The sequence below is a fragment of the Acinetobacter sp. H1(2024) genome (genome assembly GCF_046557555.1).
Classification (GTDB): Bacteria; Pseudomonadota; Gammaproteobacteria; order Pseudomonadales; family Moraxellaceae; genus Acinetobacter; species Acinetobacter seifertii.
Genome location: NZ_JBKGFO010000007.1, coordinates 134,106 through 153,604, shown reverse-complemented (window position 1 = coordinate 153,604; position 19,499 = coordinate 134,106). Strand labels below are relative to the sequence as shown.

Here is a 19,499-nt window from a genome sequence, read left to right as displayed (position 1 = left end):
AATTAACTCATTTTTGCCAATTCAATCCACTCTGCTTCTGGAAAGTGAATAGCTAAATAATCTTTCAAGTAATTTGAAGTATCTTTAGAAATTAATGGATCTTTTGATTCATCTTTTAGATTATAAACTAGAGCCTTTAATTTCAGCCCACGAGACTTAAGCGCCTCAAGACTAAGTAAAGTATGGTTAATACTTCCTAAACGACCTGATGTTACTAAAATAACGGGGAATTGATGCTGAGCCACATAATCAATTGTGAGTAGACTGGTGGTTAATGGCACCATTAACCCACCTGCACCTTCTAACAATACAATTTCAAAACGCTCAGCCAATGTTTGAGTCGCATTTTCAATTTTTTGAAAATCAATTTCTCTATTATCCAAGCGTGTTGCTAAATGAGGTGAAGCTGGATAGCTAAAGATTTCAGGCATAGTCAGCTTATCGTGATCTTCCTGAAACCAACCTTGTCCCATGATTTCACGATGCTTCTCGATGTCTTCAGAAATATCAGCATTACCTGTTTGAATGAGTTTCTGGGTAATTACTTTTTTACCTTGCTCAGTCCATAATTTTGCTAAAAAACCTGTCGCGTAAGTTTTACCAATTTCGGTATCAATCCCACTGACAAAATAGATCTGGCCACTCATTTACTTCACTCTCCGGGCAATACAATAAATCGGATGGTATGTTAAGGCATATCCCTCGGCCTGCTTAAACCGATCATAATCTTGATAAAACTGCTGTAAAGTTTGCTTGGTCCAACGATGCTGAGCGGTTGCCGTTACACCTGTTGCTTTCAAATGTTGTAATACAGCTTTAGGCGAATCAAAATAGAGCTGAGTTTCTGACTCAGATAAATGCAAAACTTCAAAACCAGCCTGAGTTAAGGCATTGTTCCAACTTTCAAGATTCCAATAACTTAAACCTTGTCCAGTTAGCTCTTTAATTTCAAATAGGTTCTTAGGGCCAAATGTTGAAAAGCATAGCCAACCAGTGTCATTTAAAGCATCATTACAACGCTTAAGCAAACGCGGTAAATCTTGCATCCATTGCAAAGCCGAACCTGAAACAATCATATCGAGCTGTTGGGGCAAATCTAAAGTTTCAATATCCCCAATCAACCATTTCAAATTTTCTTGATGATTGAAGTGCGTCTGCACCTCTGAGTACAGATCATTCAAAATTAAATCTTCAATTTGAAAAGCGTCAACAAGCAGACGAGTTAAATTGCCAGAACCACAACCAATTTCAAAAATACGTGACATCGTACTTGGACAAAATTGCTTTAGTAAGCCCGTTAAATTTTGGCAAATTTGTTTTTGAACAACTGCATGCTCTGAATAGCTTTGCCCTGCTTTAGCAAAACGCTCGGCAACTAAGTTTTTATTCAGACTCACAGAAAACTCACCAGTGCTTCAAGCTCGTGTTGTTCGACCATTGACGTTAAAGAAATACGCAAACGTGAACTATTTTTAGGTACTGTTGGTGGACGTACAGGCATAGCATAAAAACCACATTCTTGAACATGTTTTGCCTTATCAATAGCAGCCTGACTTTCTCCCACAATAATTGGAACAATATGGCTGGTCGAAGGACTTACATAACCCTTTTCTATAACGGCTTGTTGAAGATATTGGCTAATATTTTTTAAGTGTTCACGCTGAGGCCGAGCAACCAATACTTTTTGGAATATAAAATTTGCCCAAGCCATAACAATCGGAGGTTGAGCTGTACTAAAAATAAGCGGGCGCATTTTATTTATGAGATAATCTTTAATAATAGGATCGCAAATAATGTAACCACCGACTGCTGCTAATGCTTTACCTAATGTACCTACTAAAAAGTCAATTTCTTGAATGACATTATATTGTTCAGCACATCCTAAGCCTTGCTGACCACGCACCCCAATTGAGTGTGCCTCATCGACATAAAGCATGGTTTTAGCAAAACGTTTTTTAAGCTGGACTAATGCGGCTAAATCCGTTTCATCACCATCCATACTAAAAATACTTTCTGTGACCACAATGATTCGTTCAATCTTGTCATCATCATGATATTTTTGCAGAAGTTGTTCTAAGTGCTGTAAATCGTTATGTCGATAACGTACATACTGCGCACCAGATAAACGTATACCATCAATCATGCTCGCATGAACTAATTTATCTGCCAAAATTAAAGTTTTGCTATCAGAAACAGCTGGCAAAATACCAATATTCATGTGATAGCCACTATTAAATAGCAGAGCCGACCGACCACCGAATGCTTGGCTTAGGCTATTTTCCAACTGTTCATATTCTTCAAAGTTACCTGTCAGTAAACGAGCCGATGAAGAACTAAAATAGCTGCGCTCTAACGGCAAGCTATCTAAAAACTCTTGACGAAGATTAAGATCAGCCGCCAGTCCAAGATAATCATTTGAAGCTAAGTTGAGCATTGTTTTATTTTGAATTGTAATAAAACGGCCATGCTGCACATTTTGGGTAAATTGTCTGAAATTACCCTGTTGTTTTAACTCATCTAACTCTGTAGCAAAGTGATCAAGCAATGACATCTTAATGTGCTCCCTGCAATGTTTTAACAACTTCAACCAATTGTTCAAGCAAATCGCTTAGCTCTTGTTGAGTAATGACATAAGGTGGCATCACATAAACCAGTTTGCCAAAAGGGCGAATCCAAATTCCACGGTCTACAAATTGTTGCTGTAAAGTTTTCATATCGACATTAAAGGTGAGTTCTACTACACCAATTGCACCCAGCACTCGTACATCAGCAACATAATCAAGCTGATTTAAAGGCACTAAATGTTGGCTAAGCTGTTGCTCAATTCGCTTAATATTAGCTTGCCAATCTTGCTCAATTAATAATTGCGTACTTTTCAAGGCAACGGCACAAGCAAGTGGATTGGCCATAAAGGTTGGGCCGTGCATAAATACTCCAGCCTCTCCACGACTAATCGTTTCTGCAACATGCTTTGTTGTTAAGGTCGCAGATAACGTCATATAGCCGCCTGTTAACCCTTTACCTAGGCACATAATATCCGGTTCGACTTGAGCATGTTCCCACGCAAAAAGCTTACCTGTACGGCCAAAGCCAGTAGCAATTTCATCAAAAATTAATAACAGATGATATTTCTCACAAAGCGCCTTAGCCTGACGTAAATATTCAGGATGATAAAAACGCATGCCCCCTGCACCTTGAACAATTGGTTCAATAATGAGTGCGGCAAGATGTTCATGATTTTGCTGAATAGCTTGTTCTAGCTCGGCAATATCTTGAGGATTCCATTCTTCGTAGAATTTGGTTTGTGGTGCCGCCACGAAAAGACGGTTCGGTAAGCTGGTACCAAAAATTTGATGCATGCCTGTAACTGGATCACATACAGACATCGCATTCCATGTATCACCGTGGTAACCAGAACGCGTAGTAATAAAATTTGTTTTTTGTGGTTGGCCTTGTGCTGTCCAGAACTGCACAGCCATTTTCAAAGCAACTTCAACGGCAACCGACCCTGAATCTGCATAGAAAATTTTATCGAGACTTGGCGGTGTAATTTTTAAAAGAATTTTACCAAGCTCAATCGCAGGATCATGAGTTAACCCGCCAAACATGATATGTGACATGTTCTGTAATTGATCTGTCACTGCCTGATTGAGTTCAGGATGGTTATAGCCGTGAATTGCACACCACCAAGAGGACATGCCATCAATTAAAGTTCTACCATCATCGAGTTCAATGGTCGCACCATAAGCACGCTTAACTTTGAATGTTGGTAACGGTTGGGTCATTGAAGTATATGGATGCCAAATATGTTCCAAATCAAAATTATCGGTCATCCTCTATACCCTTTTACAGCGTTCAAATCTCTCATTGAACACATGTTAAACCTGTTAATAATGAAAGAAAATTGCGATATCAATCAAAGCTTATTAACTTTGCTGATGAATTGTTAAAAATTGGCAGATTTCTTCAATTGTTCTTTCTACCTGTAAGTACGGAAAAGCGTGTGTAGCGTCTTTTAGTAACTTATAAGTCATGTTTTCTGTAGCGAAATCCTTAAAATTCTCGATAATTTTGCAAGGAATGACATTATCTTGCTCAGCAAACAGATGAAGCTGTAGACCTGAATAGTTTTTCAAGTTATCTACCAAGTTTAACTGTTCTAGCATTTTTAAACCGTCTACCAGTATTTCCTGTGCGGGTGGATTTGCGATGTTTTGTACACTCATCCAATCTTGTTTCGCTTGAGATGAGCCAAGTGTAATCAAATAATAAAAACGCTTTAAAGTGGCTTGCGGGTTCTGTAAAAGAGACCCTTTAAATTGACTAAATACATCAGCAGGCATTGCGGTTTGCCAATTATCATGAGCAACGAAACAAGGGTTTGAAGCGAGCGTAATTAAAGTTTTTGTTTGCCCTGTTTGCTTGTAAAAAATATCAACCAGTTGAGTTGCTAACTGCCCACCTAGAGACCAGCCTATTATCACATCAACTTCAGCCACTAAATCAAGCTGTGCTTGAAAGCTACTATCTAAAACATTAAAAATATTAATCAGTTGTATTTCAAAACCAGCTTTTTCCAAGTGCAATTTAAGTGATTGCAAAGGTTCTATGCCTACTCCCCAACCTGTAATCAATAAAATTTTATTTTGTAACTTCATATACCTGTCCACAGCCAACTTTTGCAAGATTATATATGAAGTTCAATTCTAAATATCTTTTAAAATCAACAGAACGCTTGAATTTCAAAAAGTAAAATCAGTCATTTAGAGGTAGTTAATATTCTGAAATATATTGATAAGTAAAGCCTAAATTATTCATATGAAACATACAAAACTTTAATTATCTAAACATTGAAGCAAATCAAAAAACAACATAATCCACACTTCACCCATAAACCCATTGTGCAATGTAATTAATGTTAATACTTATGTTTTTTTATTAAAAAAAATGACTCATTAATTCATTTTAATGATAGAAGATTAATTAATGATCAAAATATTGGGTAGGTTAAAATGAATAGTCAAAGTATAATATCTGGTGGGAGAGAAAAAGATACATATTTTGTTACACCCAATGATATTATAAATACCTTACCTTCAGATAAAAATTATTGTTTATTTCTAGATATTGATGGAACATTAGCTCCATTTCAAATTCATCCTGAACATAGTTTTATTCCTAATACTACATTAGAAGTTATAAAAAAAATTATTGAATTAAATATACCAGTGGTTGCTGTAACAGGTCGCGATGTTGAAACGGCTAGTAAGCTGCTTCAGTCTATTGAAGTTCCTATAGCTGGACTACATGGTTTAGATATTCGTTTTGACTCTAGCACTTATATTCGCCCAGACTTAAGTGATATTAATTTTAATAAATTAAAAGAAGATATTATAAAATTTTGTGAAAAATATCCCGATTTATTAATTGAGGATAAAGGATATTCTATTGCCTTACATTATCGAAAAAAACCAGAATTAGAAAATAATGCAATTTATATTATGCAACAGGTTAAATATTTTCATCCTCAACTAAAATTAAATAGAGGAAAATTTGTAGTTGAATTAGTACCTAAACAGGCAGATAAAGGCAAAGCAATTCAAACTATATTAAATCATCTTAATTTACCATTAATTCATCCGATATTTATAGGAGATGACTTAACAGATGAATCGGGTTTCATATTTATTAATCAACAGTTTGGCACTTCAATTAAAGTAGGTTCTGGTGAAACAGAAGCTCAATATAGATTAAAAGATATTAACAGCGTTTCTAATTTTCTTTTTTTCTTTCTCGAAAAAATAAAAAAGTTATACGTCAAAAATAGTCAAGATCAGAATGGAGAACAAATATGTCTAAATTAATCGTGTTATCGAATCGAATAAGTATGCCATCAGGTAAGGCTTCAGCAGGTGGCCTTGCAGTAGCTGTACAAGACGCATTAAATGACAGTAACGGTATTTGGTTGGGCTGGAATGGTCAACAAATTACCGATACTGAAGCGCCTGAATTCGATCAGGCATATTCTCATGGGATTGACTACATTACCTGCCCTCTTACACATCAGCAATATGCACAGTATTACTGCGGTTTTGCTAACAAGGTCTTATGGCCTGCTATGCATCATAGAGACGATCTGATTGAATATGATGCTGAAGAATATAATACTTACCAACGGGTCAATCGTTTATTTGCTGAAAAATTAAAACAAATTGCTCAGCCGGATGATGTTATTTGGGTACATGACTATCACTTTTTTAGTGTAGCCCGTCATTGCCGCGAATTAGGAATGCAAAATAAAATCGGTTTCTTTTTGCATATTCCTTTTGCAAGCTTAAACATTTGGCGCAAAATTCCAGTTGCGTTACAACTAGTACAAGACCTTTGCAAATATGATGTAGTTGGCCTACAAACTCAAGCTGATCAAAATACCTGTATGCAAACGTGCATGGGCTTACTTGAAGCTCAAAAAATATTAAGTGACCGAATTAGTTATAAAAAGCGTCAGGTATTGATTAAGTCCTACCCTATTGGTGTGCAACCTGAACTTATTCAGCGCCAAGCACAACAGGCATTTCAAACAGCAAATGTATTTAACTTTGAAGATATTCCACGTCAAAAAACTATTATCGGGGTTGACCGTATTGATTATTCAAAAGGTCTACTTGAGCGTTTCAATGCATTTGCAACCTTCTTGGAAACCAATCCAGAATATCATAGGCTAGTACGTCATCTACAAGTTGCAACACCTTCACGTACAGATATTCCTACTTATCAACGCTTATACCAACGTTTTAAAACCAAGCTAGAGCTGATTAATCAAGAGTTTGCACAGGAAGACTGGCGTCCAATTGATTGCTGCTATGACACCATTAAACATGACAGCCTAATGCATATTTATCGCAATTCTGATATTTGCTGGATTAGCTCACTACGTGATGGTATGAATTTGGTCGCAAAAGAATATATTGCGGCTCAAGATCCAGAGAACCCAGGTGTACTAATTTTATCTAAATATGCTGGTGCAGCTGAACAAATGACCCAGGCCTTGATTGTTGACCCAATAGATCGAGCAGCAATGATGGATACTCTAAAAACCGCTCTAGAGATGTCTAAAGCAGAACGTATTAATCGTTATGAACAGCTAATAGAGGGTTTAGTAACCACAGACTTGAGTAATTGGCGTAATAATTTCTTGAAAGATTTAGAAAATGCTCCGACTTTCACGAAATCTAAATTCTCATTACAAGATAAGTATTTACCCACTTATCATGTCTTATAATAATTCACACTCACAGAACATCGAGAAGTTTTTCTCGATGTTCTTTTCGGCTGGTGAGTTAGCGTAAGTTACTTTGCCTTCACAAGCGTAAAGCGATTGAGTACAGCAATCATGATTAATAAGACAGCTACCCCAGATAGGACTGTGGTTAGACTAGTCCACTGACCAATTAAACCGATTAAAGCTGGACCACTTAATGACCCTGTGTATGCAATAGTTGAAACCATAGAAAGCGCTGCTGCTTTAGGCATATCATTCTGGCGGCCGACACGAGAAAACATAACAGGCACAATGTTAGAACAGCCTAAACCTAAAAGTGCATAACCCAATACTACAACTTGCCAAACAGGTGCCATCACAATAGTGACCATAGCAAGCGCGGCAACAATTGCACTATAGGTCACAATGGTTTTCTCACCCCATTGTTTTAACAAGAGATGTCCTGCAAAACGACCACTTGTCATACTCAGTGCAAAGAATGTATAAGCCAGCCCCGCAAAGGCAGGATTCAGCTGATATTTACTAGTCAAATAAATACCACCCCAGTCCATTGCTGCACCTTCTGACAAGAAGGCAATAAAACACATCATTCCAATCAAGAGAATAGTACCATTCGGACGCGAAGTTTTTTTAGGTGCGTCAGTTATTTCAGCTGCACCTTGTTCATCTTGCTCAAATGTTGTTAAAGCAGATGGAATAGCAACAAAGCTAACGACCAGTAAAATCATGACCACAGACAGCGTACTCATGAGTGGTGAAAGGCCAATTGCTAGTAGCGTGGTGACAAGCATGGCACCTATTAAACCACCAAGGCTGCACATACCGTGGAAACTAGACATGAGCGCACGTAAGCTGTGTTTTTCCACCACCACTGCCTGCAAATTGATAGCAACGCCAAGGCTGCCTGCTGCTGTACCAAAAATAAATAACGCCACAGCCATCGATACAAGACTATGCCAGATCGTTAAACTTGGTAATAACACCATTAAAAGTATGGTTGCCACTGCAATTAATGGACGGCATCCCCAATGCTTAACTAAAGCCCCTGTCGCAGGCATAGCGATCATTGAACCGATTCCCATGCAAAGCAGCAATAAACCAAAATTTGCATGATTTAGGTTTAAACGTTGCTGTGCATAAGGAATGAGTGGTGCCCAAGCAGATATCGCAAAGCCCAAGCTAAAAAAGCTGAGACGAGTTGCTAATCGTTGTGTGCTTAAGAGAGTAGCTGTATCTAAAACAGCAGACTTGGAAAATAACATATACGCGAAGCTCACCATAAAACCATTGGCGATCCATACCAACCGATTCCCCATAGAAAAACCCTTGCCATATTAAGTTTCAGGCAAGGGTTTTTATTGGCGAAATTATATCCAATTCCATAAAAAAAACATGGGGCCTGACACAATTTTTCTGACTTTTTTGTAACTACCAAAGCCTTATATAGTAAGGCTTTGAATATATTCAATTTGACAATATTAACGTCTAGCAGTGACTTTATTTTATTAAAACAAGTGAATAAAAAACCCAGCTTAAGCTGGGTTCTTCAAATCATTAAATTTGAGACTGAATATAATTTTGTAGGCCAATCAGTTCAATTAAACGCAACTGTTTTTCTAGCCAGTAAGTATGGTCTTCTTCGGTATCTGATAATTGTTGACGTAACATGTCACGACTAATGTAGTCGCCTTTTTCTTCACACAGTTTAATACCTGTCGCTAATTTTTCACGCACGTGATATTCAAGTGCTAAATCAGCTTTTAAGCAAGATACAACGTCTGTACCGACATTGATATCTTCACGGTGCATGTTTGGTTTAGCACCTAAAAACAATACACGACGAATAATTGCATCAGCATGAGAAGCTTCTTCTTGCATCTCATGATCGATACGCTCATAAATCTTGTTTAGACCCCAATCTTCATACATACGAGAATGGATTAAATATTGATCACGGGCAGCCAACTCTCCGCCAATGAGCATATTTAAATAGTCTATGACTTCTGGATTGCCACGCATAATAAATCTCCTATCGTATGAGTCTATTATGGGCAATCTTAAAAATGATTGCAAAATAAAAAATAGTTAAGTTTATGATTTTTATCAAATTAAAATGAGAAACATACGCATTTGCAGTTTAAGTTATTTAAATTTCCTCTGCAAAAAGAAACGCTTGTCCGATTTATAAGCTCAAACAAGCGTTCAAATATGGCATAAACCATCAATTTATAAATTTGTAACTAAAATCAATGGTTCTTATTTCGCTAAGTCTTTTAGCTCAAAGTCTGCCCATAACCCGCCATGAGTGATAAGAAATCTGTTTCATTCATGACAGGAATACCTAATTTCGCTGCTTTTTCTAGTTTTGAACCAGCCTTTTCACCCGCAACCACGCATTTAGTTTTACTCGATACACTACCACTTACACGTGCACCTAATGCTTGCAGCATTTGAGTCGCCTGATCACGTGTCATTTGCTCTAATGTACCTGTAAGTACCCAGCTTTCACCGTTTAATGGTTGTCGTGTTGGTGCTGTTGGTGCATCCCAATGAATACCAGCAGCAATTAAACGATCAAGTACTTCAATGTTATGCGGTGCCAAGAAGAAATCAGCAATCCATTCAGCAGTAATATCGCCTACATCTGGAGTTTTCTTCAAGGCTTCAATATCCGCAGCTTTAAGAGCCTCTAGCGTCTGGAATGTATTGGCTAACATTCTGGCAGTTGTCTCACCTACCCCACGAATACCTAAGGCATAAATAAAACGCGCTAGAGTCGTCTTCTTGCTAGCTTCAATGGCATCAATGAGGTTCTGTACCGACTTTTCACCCATTTTTTCAATGCCCAACAGTGTTTCTCTGTGTTCATGCAAATGGTAAATATCAGCCACATCTTTAAGTAAATCGAGTCGTAATAAAGATTCTACCCAACGATCTCCCAAACCTTCAATATCCAGAGCTTTACGCGATACAAAGTGACGAATCGCCTCTATACGCTGTGCAGCGCAATATAAACCACCAGAACAACGTGCAAGAGCCTCACCTTCAGGCATAACTACAGGAGATGCACATACTGGACAGTTTTCAGGTAAATGAACTATTTCTGCTTCAGCGGGACGGAACTCTGGCCAAACTTTTTCTACTTTAGGAATAACGTCACCCGTACGGTAAACACTCACCGTGTCACCAACACGTACATCTAGACGATGAATTTCACCAATATTATGCAAAGTCACATTAGAAACAGTCACACCACCCACAAAAACAGGGTTTAAGCGTGCTACAGGTGTTAAAGTCCCAGTACGTCCTACTTGCCAGTCAATCTGCTCAACAGTGGTCAGTGCGGCTTGTGCAGGGAATTTATAAGCAGTTGCCCAGCGTGGTTCCCGGCTTAAGAAACCAAGCTGCTGTTGTTGTTTTAAGTCATCGACCTTTACGACCATGCCATCAATTTCAACTTGGAGGCTTGGACGTTCTTGCTGAATTTGCTCATAACGCTGCTGTACTTCTTGAATTGAATTACACAAGTACTGACGCTCAGCAATTTGGAATCCAAGTTCCGTTAACCATTGCAAGCTATCATGCATAGTTGTGAGACCATGATTTGGTTCACATTGTGCAATTCCATACGCGTAAAATGCCAAAGGTCGACTAGCAGCAATATTTGGATCTAGCTGTCTTAAACTTCCAGCTGCTGCATTTCTAGGGTTAGCAAAAGTTTTTTCACCTTTTGCCTCTTGGTCGGCATTGAGTTTTTCAAAACCAGACTTCGGCATGAGTACTTCGCCACGAACTTCGAGCAAGCGCGGAATGTCGTACTTTTCAGAGTGCAGAACTTTAGGCAAGTTACGAATGGTTTTTACATTTTGCGTAATGTCTTCGCCAGTTTCACCATCCCCACGAGTTACACCACGAACCAGTACGCCATTTTCATACCATAGAGAAATCGCAAGACCATCAAGTTTCAACTCAACTTCGTATTGTACTTTTTGGTTTGGTAGCCGCTCTTCTACACGGCGTGCAAATGCAAATAAATCTTCTTGGTTAAATACGTTGCCCAGTGAAAGCATTGGCACCACATGCGTCACACTCTCAAATTTTGAAAGTGCTTGTCCACCTACTTTTGTTGTTGGTGAATCAGCTTGAATAAGTTCAGGATTTTGCTCTTCTAAAGCTTTTAGCTGATGAAATAAATGATCGTATTCACTGTCCGAGATTGTCGGCTGATCCATGACATAGTAGGCATGGTTATGCTTTGCAATCAGTTGAATAAGCTGACGCATCTGTTCGATCACGGAAGTTATTGCCATTATATTATTCACCATAAAAAAGGGTGGAAATTTCTCCACCCTGAGCTGCGACTAGATATGTTGCAATTATCGCAACCTATACAAAAAATTTAAACTAGGCTGTTGCCTGTGCAGGACGATAATCAATCACATGATGGCGCCAATGCTCTTTTAACTGTGGCGTAAACTCAAGGTTATTTTCATCATAAACCTTACCATCAATTTCACGAGCAATTAGGCCTGCAATACTGGTCATCATATCAAAACCAGTCACGGCTTTACTGTTTGGAAGTGCAAGGAAAAATGCCAAACCTTGAACTTGTTCAGCAGATAAAGTTTCTAAATCGAAACCAGCAGGACCGTTATCTGTCATACGAAGTACAGAGAACATGAGTGCACTTGGTTCATCGGTATTTTCATAACGATGGAAACAAGACATCTCACCGTAACGTAGACCATATTTTAAAAGTACTTTCAGAGCTTTATCGCCCGATAACGCACGGCGCGGATTCGGATAAACATTTAATGCAATAATTTGCTCTGCTACTGCTAATGCACTTTCGTCGTCATAACGTTGTTGCTCATGTAAATGAACATCCAAAATATTACTTTCACCTTCAAATTCAGCAATTTCAGCAGTTTCAATATTTGGATTTAAACTTAATTCTGGTTCAGTTTTTGGCTGATCTTCTGCAACTTTTTGTTCAGAGGAGCTTATAGCTTCTGGTGCAGCAGAAACAGTATCAGTTAACTCAACTGAACTATTTTCACTTGCAGTTGGACTTACAGTAGTTTCTTCAGCTTTAACTTCTTCTACTGGCGTATTTACAACGGGTGCCGGTGTCTGGTCTATTTGAACTTGTTCTACTTCTTTTGTTTCCTTTTCTTCTGGTTGTACTGGCTCGCTTAAAGTTGGTTCCACTCGTTCAGCCATATTTGCTGATGCTACGACCGCTTCAGGCTGTTCAAGTTGGTCTCGTACATGACGAGGAATAACCGGTTGATTACTTTCAGGATTAATATGCAAATCACTGTCTAGCGAGGGTTCAGCGTGGTTCGGCTTTTTTAAAATCATTCTTAAGCCAACTAGCATGATAATAATGGCAACAACGATGCCAATAATCGTATTGATTTCCATTCTATGACTCCGAAACTAACCCGTATTCTTTTGCCTGTTCTAAATTGACAGTGACTAATTTTGATGTGCCCGGTTCAGGCATAGTAACACCCAACAAATCAGTTGCCATGGTCATCGCCAGCTTATTATGAGTAATGTAAATGAATTGTACATGTTCAGAAAGCTCTTTTACCAAATTACAATATCTCTGTACATTCGCATCATCGAGTGGTGCATCCACTTCATCCAGTACACAAAACGGTGCCGGGTTTAACCTGAAAATAGCAAATACTAATGCTAACGCCGTTAACGCTTTTTCTCCACCGGAAAGTAAGGCCAGAGAACTATTTTTCTTTCCTGGTGGTCTCGCCATGAGCTTAACCCCAGATTGCCAGTCATCTTCCAGACTCAGACTTGCCTCACCACCATTAAAAACCTTCGGAAACAGGTTTTGCAACTCATGATTAATCTGATCAAAAGTCGTCATAAAGAGTTTACGGGTTTCTTGGTCAATGCTTTTCATCGCATCTTTTAACTGAGTTACCGTATTTTCTAAGTCTTGGATTTGGTGGTTCAACTCATCAAAACGCTGAGAAACTTCTTCAAACTCTTGTGAGGCTGCCAAATTAACTGCACCGATTTTTTCAAACTGCTTTTGTACCTTTTCCAGTTTTTGCTGGTGCTCGGTTAAATCTATTTTCAAGCCCGTTTGAAGTTCAGCATTTAACTCTTTTAACTGCTCTTGATAGTGCTCACGGTCTGATTTAGCTGCTTGCCATGCTAAACGCTTGGCTTCAAGCTGCTCTCTGAGCTTTTCATCTTGCTGTTGGTACTGATGGCGCTGATCGGTCAAAGTCTGCTGTTTTTCCTGCACACTATTGAGTTCAAGCTGCCATTCATTCCAGTTTTTTTGCAACTTTTCAGTTTGAGCAAATTGTTGCTGAAACTCTGACTCAAGATTTGGTAACTCTAATTGAATAGGGTCAACAAACTTTTTCGCCTGTTCCATTTGCGCTGCAATTTGTTGATATTGACTCTGCAAGAATGAAATATCTTTTTCAAGCAACTCAATTTGTTGAGTCGTCTGCGTGCTATTACGACGTAAAATTTCGCGCTCTTGTTGTTGCTGTTGTAAGACTTTTTGCTGCTCTTCAAGCTTCTCTGTTAATTCTTCTACCTGAAATTGCAAAGTTTTATAGTCAGGTAAAATAGTTTCTAGCTTCATCGCAAGCGCATGCAAATCAATTTCAAGATCGTCTTTTTGCATTGCATCTTCTTCAAGCTGCATGTCTAACTGAGCTAACTGATCTTTCAATTGCTGTTTTTGCAGTAAAAATGCTTGTGCCGCAGTTTGCTGTTTAGCAATTTGTACATCAAGCTGTTGCAAGTCTTTTTGTTTTTGTTTAATAACCTGTTGTTTCTGCTGTAAGTCTGCTTGTAGCTGTACGAGTTTTTCTTTTTCCTGAACAGTAACTTGATCTAATGCTTGTAGTTCGGGTTGCTGCTTTTGAATAATTTGTTCAATTTCATCTAGACGAATACGATGACTAAGCATACCTTGCGCACTTTGACTTTCGTCATCATACATAAGAGCAATGACCCAATCCTGCCCAACATGATAACCATCTAAAGTCAAAATAGACTGCCCATGTTGTAGTTGCTTTTGCTCATTTAAAGCATCAGATAAATTTTGCGCAATCGCTACATTGGAAAATATTGAAAGCTGTGGTGACGCAATCCATTCATTTAAACAGGCCAAATTCCCTTTAAATTTGCTTGTTTGTTCTGAAGGCTTTAACTGGCGAGCAATTCCTTCCTGAAAGACTTGTTCGGTTTCAACAATATGCGCCTGCAACCATTTTGCTAAAAACTTTTCAATAATCTGCGCGTGTGGCTTACCCTGCTCCGTTAACTCTAAAGCCTGCATTAAACGTAGCGTATCTTGGTTTTGCTTTGGACTTTGTTTAGCAACAAGCTGGCTTAAGTTTTTCTGCTCAGATAATAAAACCTGTATTTCTGTTTTCAGTGTTTGTTGCTGATTTTTGGTTGCCTGATGCGCTTGTTGAGACTGTTCAATCTGTTGCACATACTGCTCAATTTCAGCCTCTAACGTTGAGATTTCACGACAAAGCTGCTGTTGCAGTTGCTCAAGCTCGCCTCGTTCATCTTCGTGTACTTGCGATTGAATCTGACTTGCCTGATGTTGCAGTGTTTCTTTTTGCTGTTCAATACGCTGAACATTTTTGCCTAGCTGCTCAATTTGCGCAGACATTTGCATTTTTTGCTGCTGTTGTTTTTCAACTTGAGCTTTTACTTGCTCAAACTGTTGCTGTGCTTGTTTTTGGTGAGATTGTAAACCAGCAAAGTTTTGTTCTGCTTCGGCTGCGGTATGTTCAACCGTCGTTAAAGCTTCAGTTTGTTCTTCTAGCTGATTATTCAGTGTTTCAAGCTGGAGTTCGGAAAGTTTTAAACGCTCTTTCGTCTGAGCTTTTTGCTGTTCTAATTGAACCAGTGTCGTACTATTTTGCTGAAATAAACTCTGTTTTTGTTCTAGAGTCATTTTAAGTTCAGACAGTTTTTTTTCAGCTTGCTGCCACTCTTGTTGTAGTGGTGAAGATTGCTGAATAAGTCGCTGAAATAAAGCACTGGTCGATTCTAAATCATGTTCAATTGTACTTAACTCAGAGCGAACTAACTTAAAAGTTTCGCCCAGTTCATTCATTTGAACTGTATATTCTTCTTGTAGGCGTACACTTTTATCTGCCTGAAAAGACAAAATTTCAATTTTTAGGGTACGAATCTGACTTTCTAAGGTTTTATATTGAACCGCAGCTTCTGACTGGCGTTTTAGCGTTTTAAGCTGTGATTTTAACTCAAGCGCAATATCTTCTAAACGTGAAAGGTTTTGCTCAGTATGTTCAAGATGCTGCAAGGTTTCGCGGCGACGCGCTTGATAACGAGAAACACCAGCTGCTTCTTCAATGAAAATACGCATTTCTTCAGGCTTAGCATCAACCAAACGGTTAATCATACCCTGTTCAATCACAGCGTAAGAACGTGGTCCTAAACCCGTTCCCAAGAAAATGTCGGTAATATCACGGCGGCGGCAACGTGTACCATTTAAGAAATATTCAGACTTACCTTCACGAGTCACCTGACGACGAACAGCGAGCTCGTTATACGCATTGTAAGCTCCACCCAATTTGCCGTAGGTATTGTCAAAACGCAGTTCCACACTGGCAACACCCACTGGCTTGCGCTTGGATGTTCCGGTAAAAATAACATCTTGCATGCTACCACCACGAAGTTGACGAGCGTTTGACTCCCCCATCACCCAGCGGATTGCATCAATAACATTGGATTTGCCACAACCATTTGGACCAACCACTGCTGTGCGGTTCGCCTTAAAATTTAAAGTTGTACTATCTGCAAAAGATTTAAAGCCGGAAAGTTTTAAACTGCTTAAACGCATAATGCCCTAACTAACGGCGTGAGCGTCTCGCCCAAGCCAATTCAATCTGTTTCATTCGTGTCAGCGATTCCAACACAAGGTTACGTAAGTGTCGACAAAAATCTTCCATAAATAAAGCGGCTTGTTGTGATTTTCGGATCAAAATTGCATCAGTCACGAGTTTAAATAATGCAAACGCTTCTTGTAGTTCCCGCTTAGAGGTATTTAAGGTCAAAAAATAACTGCGACGTAGTGAAGGTAGTAATTCTTTATAAAATTTCATTAAGTAAGGATTACCTACCATATCTTGTTGTTCAGCGAGATATTGGAAAATGGCATCGTAGAATTTTTCGATATCGCCTGCTTTCACATGCTCAAGTAATTGTTCTTGTAACAACTGTAATTGATCAGCTTCGTGCGCACGCCATGTTTCACTGATGCGTTGTACAATATGCCCTAATAGCATCACGTTTGTATCAAACAGTGCTTTCACTTGTTGTGCAGACATTTCTGAGACAATTGCACCGCGACGAGGAAAAATTTCAATTAAATGCGTACGTTCGAGTAATAATAATGCTTCACGAACTGATCCCCTGCTTACATCGAGCTCTTTCGCAATACGAAGCTCTTGTATGCGTTCACCTTCGACCAATTCGCCGCTAATAATCTGTTCGCTAATATATTTGACAATTTGCTCAGAAAGACTTTCTGTCTCTTCGAGATTCATAAATCACCCGCTACTTTTTATATGCATTAATCCATGCTTTTCTTTCGCATTCTTGTTTTTAACTGATCCCATCTATTAAAAACTATGTCATTGTCTGACAATTTTATTGCATTTTAAGCCAACCCACCCAAAATCCATACTTAAATCGGATAAAAAACCTATCTTTAGGCTTTTAAAAGCTTCAAATAAAAAAGCTTAAACTTTGTGAGTCTAAGCTTCCTTTTCTATATTTTTCTAAATAAAAGCGATTTTTAATTCATAATGCCTTTATAAATAAAGTAACTTCCAACCACCACGAGTAAACAAGCAAAGCATTTTTTTAGCATTTGTGGTGATAGAGCATGCGCAACCTTGGCACCAAGTTTAGCCGTCACAAAACTCATGACACTAATGCCAATAAAAGCATAGATATGCACATAACCAATCGTGTTAGGTACAGAAATGTGCTCTTTAGCACCAAACCACATAAAGCCAATTGCACCCGCTACAGCAATAGGTAAACCACAAGCGGCAGAAGTCGCGACTGCTTTTTGCATGACCACGCCATGACGGTTTAAATACGGAACAGTTAAGCTACCGCCCCCAATACCAAAAATTGCAGAGGCAATACCAATACCGCCACCTGCCATAAATTGCATAGGTGTTGAAGGAAGCTGGCGTGTTGGGTCAACAACCACATTTGCGCCTTTAAACATGCGATAGGCCATCACAACGGCAAAAACACCAATAAGAAGCTGTAAATGCTGACCAGACATGAGATCGGCAATACCCGCCCCTAAGAATGAACCAATCACTAGCCCAGGTGCCAAATTACGAAAAACAGGCCAGAGGACTGCACCTTTTTTATGATGGGCAGAAACTGAACTAAATGATGTCACGATAATGGTTGCAAGCGATGTTCCGACTGCAATATGCATGATTACCGCAGGGTCATAATGCAACTGGGTAAAAACGACATAGAGGATTGGTACAATAATTAGTCCACCACCAACCCCAAACAATCCGGCAGTAAAACCAGCAATTGCGCCAATGAGTAAATATATGATTAACTCCATAAATGTTTTACCACTCTGCTCATATTCAACATGGATTTAGAGACTCGCCAACTACAACAACTTTTAAGCGCAAAAAACCAGCTTCCAGAAGTGGTTTTATTAAAAGCAACCACAACTTCGACCAATGATGATATTCGTGAAATTGCCCAAAAAGGCATTACAACAGGCTTGGTTTGCAGTGCTCAACAAACTCAAGGGCGAGGTCAACATCAACGGCAGTGGATTTCACCTGAAGGAAACATTTATTTAAGCACATTGGTGCAAACTCGAACACCCTTAGATGGTCGCTTAGCACTTGAAGTTGCTCTAAATATTTTGCAAATCCCGCAGTTGCAAGCCTTAAGCTTACAAGTGAAATGGCCAAATGATTTGTATAGTGCGCATGGGAAATGGGGTGGAATTTTGGTCGAACCACTTTCCCAACATCAGGCTATTGTTGGCGTAGGTATTAATTTAAAAACACCACCAGTGACTGATAGTGATCAGCCAATCACCTCTTTAGAAGATTTAGGTCTAGAGCAAATGAGTCGGCTTGAGTTAATTTCAGAGCTTTATGTGGCGATTCAAAATGCAGCTCGCTGGTTTGATCATGGTTGTTATAACTTAGCAGGTCGTTTTAACCATCATGCAGCTTGGCTAAATCAGTTAGTTCAATTCGAACATAGTCAAGGATTGGTACATGGCCGTTTCGTCGGAATCTCCAATGAAGGTGCAGTCATTCTTGAAACCCCAGAACCACAGCAGTTTTATCAAGGTCGTTTAAGACCACAATCAACTCAGTAATCAGGTATTTTTCCCATGAAAAGTTTATGGCTTGATATCGGAAACACCCGTTTAAAATACTGGATTACTGAAAATCAGCAAATTATTGAACATACAGCTGAGTTACATTTGCAGTCTCCAGCCGATTTATTACTTGGATTAATTCAACACTTTAAGCATCAAGGTCTGCATCGCATTGGAATTTCTTCAGTACTCGATACTGAAAACAACCAGCGTATTCAGCAGATTTTAAAATGGCTTGAAATTCCAGTGGTTTTTGCCAAAGTCCACTCGGAATATGCAGGCCTACAATGTGGCTATGAAGTACCAAGTCAGCTCGGGATTGACCGCTGGTTACAAGTACTTGCTGTTGCTGAGGAACAAGAAAATTATTGTATTATTGGTTGCGGAACAGCGCTTACCATTGATTTAACGCAGGGCAAACAACATTTAGGTGGTTACATCCTCCCTAATTTATATTTGCAGCGCGATGCACTCATTCAAAATACCAAAGGTATTAAAATTCCAGATTCAGCTTTTGATAATCTGAACCCGGGCAATAACACTGTAGATGCAGTACACCACGGTATTTTATTAGGTCTGATTAGTACCATCGAAAATATTATGCAGCAATCTCCTAAAAAGCTGCTGCTGACTGGTGGTGATGCCTCTCTTTTTGCTAAATTTCTACAGAAGTACCAGCCAACTGTTGAAACAGATCTTTTACTTAAAGGGTTGCAACAATATATTGCTCATTACCCTAAAGACTAAAACACAGAATAAAATAAAAGGCGCTCTAGGCGCCTTTTATTTTAT

At 38.9% G+C, this 19,499-nt stretch carries 16 protein-coding genes; 4 read left to right on the top strand and 12 right to left on the bottom strand.

The window, feature by feature from the left end; translation table 11 throughout:
* Positions 1-2 precede the first annotated feature (2 nt).
* The 5 genes from bioD to ACLCEG_RS16685 form a co-directional block, all read right to left on the bottom strand.
* The gene (gene bioD, locus ACLCEG_RS16705) at positions 3-647 is read right to left on the bottom strand and encodes a dethiobiotin synthase (RefSeq protein WP_019457041.1); all 645 of its coding nucleotides are present in this window, start codon (positions 645-647) and stop codon (positions 3-5) included.
* A complete protein-coding gene (bioC, locus tag ACLCEG_RS16700; RefSeq protein ID WP_410568412.1) occupies positions 648-1,397 on the bottom strand; it encodes a malonyl-ACP O-methyltransferase BioC in 750 nt (249 codons plus the stop codon).
* Positions 1,394-2,551, bottom strand: coding sequence for an 8-amino-7-oxononanoate synthase (locus tag ACLCEG_RS16695; protein WP_410568410.1), 1,158 nt, complete (start codon positions 2,549-2,551; stop codon positions 1,394-1,396). The genes bioC and ACLCEG_RS16695 overlap by 4 nt, the downstream gene beginning before the upstream one ends.
* Position 2,552: 1 nt before the next feature.
* A complete protein-coding gene (gene bioA / locus ACLCEG_RS16690) occupies positions 2,553-3,833 on the bottom strand; it encodes an adenosylmethionine--8-amino-7-oxononanoate transaminase (RefSeq protein WP_410568408.1) in 1,281 nt (426 codons plus the stop codon).
* A 93-nt stretch (positions 3,834-3,926) separates the two neighbouring features.
* Positions 3,927-4,658, bottom strand: coding sequence for a hydrolase (locus tag ACLCEG_RS16685; protein ID WP_410568406.1), 732 nt, complete (start codon positions 4,656-4,658; stop codon positions 3,927-3,929).
* Positions 4,659-5,012: 354 nt separating this feature from the next.
* Between ACLCEG_RS16685 and otsB the strand changes: the two genes are divergently transcribed.
* A complete protein-coding gene (otsB, locus tag ACLCEG_RS16680; RefSeq protein ID WP_410568404.1) occupies positions 5,013-5,864 on the top strand; it encodes a trehalose-phosphatase in 852 nt (283 codons plus the stop codon).
* Positions 5,852-7,282 (top strand): trehalose-6-phosphate synthase, encoded by a 1,431-nt coding sequence (locus ACLCEG_RS16675; protein WP_410568402.1) that lies wholly within the window; start codon positions 5,852-5,854, stop codon positions 7,280-7,282. The genes otsB and ACLCEG_RS16675 overlap by 13 nt, the downstream gene beginning before the upstream one ends.
* A gap of 68 nt (positions 7,283-7,350) precedes the next feature.
* Here ACLCEG_RS16675 and ACLCEG_RS16670 read toward each other — a convergent pair whose 3' ends face one another.
* From ACLCEG_RS16670 to ACLCEG_RS16640, 7 genes are all read right to left on the bottom strand, one after another.
* On the bottom strand, positions 7,351-8,544 hold the full coding sequence (locus ACLCEG_RS16670; RefSeq protein ID WP_410568447.1) for an MFS transporter: 1,194 nt from the start codon (positions 8,542-8,544) through the stop codon (positions 7,351-7,353).
* Between the two features lie 292 nt (positions 8,545-8,836).
* Complete coding sequence (gene bfr, locus ACLCEG_RS16665) at positions 8,837-9,301, bottom strand: bacterioferritin (RefSeq protein WP_001214863.1); 465 nt, start codon at positions 9,299-9,301, stop codon at positions 8,837-8,839.
* 254 nt (positions 9,302-9,555) lie between these two features.
* Positions 9,556-11,592 (bottom strand): NAD-dependent DNA ligase LigA, encoded by a 2,037-nt coding sequence (gene ligA, locus ACLCEG_RS16660; RefSeq protein ID WP_410568400.1) that lies wholly within the window; start codon positions 11,590-11,592, stop codon positions 9,556-9,558.
* Positions 11,593-11,686: 94 nt separating this feature from the next.
* Positions 11,687-12,709, bottom strand: coding sequence for a cell division protein ZipA C-terminal FtsZ-binding domain-containing protein (locus ACLCEG_RS16655; protein WP_410568398.1), 1,023 nt, complete (start codon positions 12,707-12,709; stop codon positions 11,687-11,689).
* A gap of 1 nt (position 12,710) precedes the next feature.
* A complete protein-coding gene (smc, locus tag ACLCEG_RS16650; RefSeq protein WP_410568396.1) occupies positions 12,711-16,160 on the bottom strand; it encodes a chromosome segregation protein SMC in 3,450 nt (1,149 codons plus the stop codon).
* A 10-nt stretch (positions 16,161-16,170) separates the two neighbouring features.
* A complete protein-coding gene (locus ACLCEG_RS16645; RefSeq protein WP_049066133.1) occupies positions 16,171-16,866 on the bottom strand; it encodes a GntR family transcriptional regulator in 696 nt (231 codons plus the stop codon).
* Between the two features lie 251 nt (positions 16,867-17,117).
* Positions 17,118-17,921 (bottom strand): sulfite exporter TauE/SafE family protein, encoded by an 804-nt coding sequence (locus tag ACLCEG_RS16640; protein WP_039251612.1) that lies wholly within the window; start codon positions 17,919-17,921, stop codon positions 17,118-17,120.
* Between the two features lie 30 nt (positions 17,922-17,951).
* Here ACLCEG_RS16640 and ACLCEG_RS16635 point away from each other — a divergent pair, with 30 nt between their 5' ends.
* Positions 17,952-18,704 (top strand): biotin--[acetyl-CoA-carboxylase] ligase, encoded by a 753-nt coding sequence (locus ACLCEG_RS16635; RefSeq protein WP_004888550.1) that lies wholly within the window; start codon positions 17,952-17,954, stop codon positions 18,702-18,704.
* 15 nt (positions 18,705-18,719) lie between these two features.
* On the top strand, positions 18,720-19,454 hold the full coding sequence (locus tag ACLCEG_RS16630) for a pantothenate kinase (protein ID WP_410568393.1): 735 nt from the start codon (positions 18,720-18,722) through the stop codon (positions 19,452-19,454).
* The last annotated feature ends 45 nt before the right edge of the window (positions 19,455-19,499 follow it).